General features: G+C 54.3%; 3 protein-coding genes. 2 read left to right on the forward strand and 1 reads right to left on the reverse strand.

Translation table 11 applies throughout. The features are described 5' to 3' along the window. Positions 1–194: 194 nt before the first annotated feature. Positions 195–2,051, forward strand: coding sequence for a phage tail protein (locus EJP87_RS14180; protein ID WP_153188688.1), 1,857 nt, complete (start codon positions 195–197; stop codon positions 2,049–2,051). Positions 2,052–2,363: 312 nt separating this feature from the next. After that, complete coding sequence (gene sfsA, locus EJP87_RS14185) at positions 2,364–3,062, forward strand: DNA/RNA nuclease SfsA (protein ID WP_130472519.1); 699 nt, start codon at positions 2,364–2,366, stop codon at positions 3,060–3,062. A 180-nt stretch (positions 3,063–3,242) separates the two neighbouring features. On the opposite strand, the gene EJP87_RS14190 is transcribed toward sfsA, so the two are convergent. After that, positions 3,243–3,722 carry a helix-turn-helix domain-containing protein gene (locus EJP87_RS14190; protein ID WP_227657653.1) on the reverse strand — a complete coding sequence of 160 codons (480 nt, stop codon included), beginning with the start codon at positions 3,720–3,722 and terminating at the stop codon, positions 3,243–3,245. Positions 3,723–4,276: the final 554 nt, after the last annotated feature.

Consider the following 4,276-nt stretch of genomic DNA (forward strand, 5'->3'; position numbering starts at 1 on the left):
CCTGTCTTGGCCAATATTATCCGCCAACTCTTGGCCAATTGACATGACCGCTACTCCCGAAACCAGAGAGCAATACAACCTACACCTACACCGCTTCATTCTGTTTTGGCCTCTGTGAAGGGCCGATTGTTGGCATTGATGGCATCTGGTCCAACAAGGAATACAAGGCAGACCCGGCCAATCTGTCGGAGGTGGTGACGCCATCAGCGGCCTGGAACGAGCCGCATATTATTTCTGGTTCGCACCAGGTCACGGTGGCGCACGGCGCACAGTGGACCAGTCATATCTCCTGTGTGGCCATCGATGGAGAGGTGACAACACCACTGACGCTTGGGACAGATTTTGTCGTGAATGGCGGCACCTACTATTTTGCAACCGAGTTTTCCAACATCCAGGTGCAGATCTCTTACAACTACAACGCCATCAACAGCAGTTCCTCCGTGGTGACGGTGTTCAATGGCGCATCCGATCAAGGCCAATGGACCTATCTGGTTACAAACCATCCGGAGCAGGCATTGAACTACCCCGGCATCGCCTATGCCGCCTCCATGGATTGGCAGTTGGGTTCTGGCACGGCACTGCCGAACCTGAATTTTGATGTCATTGGCCAGTTGTCGTTTGATGCAGCAAACGGGATTTATGATGCGCATCCCAAGGATGTCATCATCGATTTGTTGACCAACACCCGTTACGGGTTGGGTTTTCCTGTGGCAAATATGGGTAATTGGACGCAATATCACCGTTACTGCACAGCCAGCGGCCTCTTCCTGTCGCCGGTCTATGCCGCCCAGGAGGAGGCGAGTGCCATTATCGCACGGTTGATGAAGATCACCAATTCGGAGGTTTACTACTCGGAAGGTGTGCTGAAAGTGACGCCACTTGGCGATGCGCTTGTCACCGGCAACGGAGTCACCTTCACACCAAATTTGACGCCGGCTTATGAGCTGACAGAAGATGATTTCATCGTCTCCGGACTGGAAGATCCGGTGACAGTCACCAGAAAGCCGTCTGTTGACGTGTACAACCACGTCAAAGTAGAATTCCTGAACGCCAGCAACCAGTTCAACACCGAAGTGGCCGAGGCGAAGGACATGGTTTCCATCGATCTCTTTGGCTTGAGATCCATGGATTCTATCAAATTCCACGAGATCAAGTCCGCTGCAGTGGCCAGGATGGTGGCGCAGAACATTCTCCAGAGGGTGCAATACGTCCGCAACTCCTACGGGTTCAAACTGGGTTGGCGGCACTGTCTTCTGGAACCGACAGACCTTGTCACCCTCACCGACGCTGGCACCGGGTTGGACAAAACACCGGTGCGGATACTCTCTATTGAAGAGGATGAAATCGGCCTGCTCACTGTTGAGGCGGAAGATGCCCCATTTGGCGTGTTCAGCACGGCTACCTATCCCCATCAGGAAGTTGGTGGCTATGTTGCCGATTTCAACAAACCATCAGGCGCGATCAACACGCCGGTGGTGTTTGATGCACCCACTGAACTGACACCCGGACTGCGAGAGATTTGGGTGGCTGTGTCAGGTGGCGAGAATTATGGCGGCTGTCAGGTCTGGTTGTCGTCCGACGGGAGTAATTACCAAAAAATAGGCGAGATCGTCTCACCGGCCCGCCATGGCTTCCTGACTGAGACGATGGCAAGCGGTTCGGATCCAGATACAACACACACCTGCAAGATCGATCTGTCTGAATCTGGCGGCACACTCACCTCCGGCACCGTCGCCGATGCGGACAACAGAGCCACCCTGGCGTGGGTGGATGGTGAGTTTATCGCGTACTCCACCGCCACGCTGACAGGCAGTCACCAATACACCCTGGATGGCTACCTGCGGCGTGGCCTTTACGGATCAACGATCAAGGCGCACCCCAGCCAGAGCCGGTTCGTCCGCTGCGATGGGGCGATTTTCCGGTACGCCTACGATCCGGCACTTGCTGGCAAAACGATCTTCATGAAATTCCCGGCATTGAACCAGTTTGGCGGTGGGGGGCAGTCGCTGGCGGATGCGGCAGAGTATGCGTTCAGAATAGGGGGCAACTGACCAGTGGGGCAACGAAGGGGCGTGCTGGACTCGACCTGCTGCCAGGGAATCCTGCACGCACCATCATTGGCAGGCGCAGGCGGGGCCGCCGCCGTCCCTGCATTCTCCCATTGATTCGCTTCCATGCGTCCGTTTCCGGGAGTCCTTGGGTATTGTGCCAAGTCCACAGCCGCAGGACTCGACCCTGATGGGGAATCCAGCGACAGACGGCATGCTGACAGATTTTCCTTGCATACGCTACCGGAAATGGGCAGAAGAAACGACTTCTGGCATCAATGCTCCAGAAAAGGCCCGTGCCAAGGAAAATTTCTCATGTTATTGCCTGAACCGTTGACCGCCGCCAATATTGTTCGCCGCTACAAGCGTTTCCTCGTCGATGCCGAATTGGAGGATGGTCGATTGGTCACCGCTCATTGCGCCAACTCCGGCTCCATGATGGGCTTGCTTCCCCACCGTGTTCCGGTGCTCCTCTCCGCATCCACGGACCCGAGCAGAAGAACAGCCTGGACACTGGAGCTGATGCGTATGACAGAAAGCTGGGTGGGGGTGCATACCGGTCGAACCAACCATTTGGTGGCAGAAGCTCTGGCACACAACCGGATACCGGAATTGTCCGGCTATTCGTCGATCAAACAGGAGGCCATGACAACCGATCATGCACGGCTGGATTTCCTGCTCCAGGCCCCAGGCCGCCGCGACTGCTGGGTTGAGGTGAAGAGTGTTACCTTGCGGCAGGGCGATGGGGCTCTTTTCCCGGATGCCGTGACAAAACGGGGGCGCAATCACCTGCGCTTGCTGCAACAGGCCGCTATCGATAAGAAACGGGCAGTACAGCTCTTCGTGGTGCAGCGAGAGGACTGCCAGTGGTTTGCCCCGGCGGCGGCAATCGATCCGGATTACACGGAAGCATTGCTCCAGGCCCGCGCTGCTGGCGTGGAGATTTTGGTGTATGATTGTTCCCTTACGCCATCCGAGATTGTTATTCGAGGAAGTGTTCCTCAATCATTCTGAACTGTTGTGAAAGCATTGCTGCAGAGTATCCCGCATGCGTGTTGTATCATGTGGCATCACTTTTCCATGGCTTTTCTCAGTGGCTTTTCTCAGTGGTTTTTCTCAGTTGATCCAGACTGTTCTGCTGCCAGCTTTGGTCTCGATAACTCCAGAACGTCCAACCCGTCGCGAGGAATGGAATCATTCGTCAGTTTTGAGTACCCTTACCGCAATCCGGTAGGGCAGATTGGATGGGTCGCCACGATAGATCCAGTCAAGGGAGATGGCGAACCGATTGGCGAGGAGGATCATGGTTCCGATGTCGGGGAGAGACCTGCCGTTTTCCCAATTGTCCAGGGTGTCCATGCCAATCCTCAACGTTGCTGACATCTCTTCCGGATGGAGTTCAAGTGCAGACCGAGCGGTTCTCAACCTCTGGCCAATGGCGACCAATAGCTCAGTCGTGAATTGAATTCCGACCTGCTGGCCATTGTAAACCCAATCGAGTGAAACCTTGCAGGAATTTGCAAACTCCACAATTACCATGGGATCGGGCATGCGACGCCCGGTTTCCCAGTGGTTCCATGTGGCGGTGTGAACGTTCAGCAACGCGCAGACGTCCCGTTGAGACATGCCGAGCGCCTGTCTCGCCATTTTCAGGCGGTGACCAATGACCTTCAACTGCTCTGGTGTGTGTTCTCGTGTCACGGTGTCGTCTATGTGGAGTCAATTGGTTGCAGGGCGTTTTACGCTTGTTTCCCGTCTACATCATTCAGGCTCGGAGGAGAAGGGTTTCCCGTGCCCAGATCAGACAAAACCAAACAAATTGTTTTTTTTTGAACACCATCACATCCGTTTATTATGCAAAAAAACCATTAATATTCAATCATTTCTTGTGATATGTGTGCCAGCCGGGAATACGAAGCCTTGGGAGTCTTGTCGCTGTTTGCGTCCCAGTGCCGGAAGAAGAGTCATCACGATATGTGCACCATTTTGATTGGTGCTGTTTTTTTCTTGACGTCAGTATGGCAGGTTGATATGATGATCACATCATTAACAATGGTGCTCATAAAATGAAGACGATTTTGGCAGGTATCACGACCATAAAGCCTGGTTTCCCCTTTCGGGGGGCGATCCCCGTCGTGGCAGATGGCGAGGCTTTGGTTGTGCAAATGAAAGATGTTTCCGCTGACGATGGAGTGGATTGGCAGGGCTTGGTGCGGACTGAACTGAGG

The sequence above is a fragment of the Candidatus Magnetaquicoccus inordinatus genome (assembly GCF_004217665.1).
Lineage (GTDB): Bacteria > Pseudomonadota > Magnetococcia > Magnetococcales > Magnetaquicoccaceae > Magnetaquicoccus > Magnetaquicoccus inordinatus.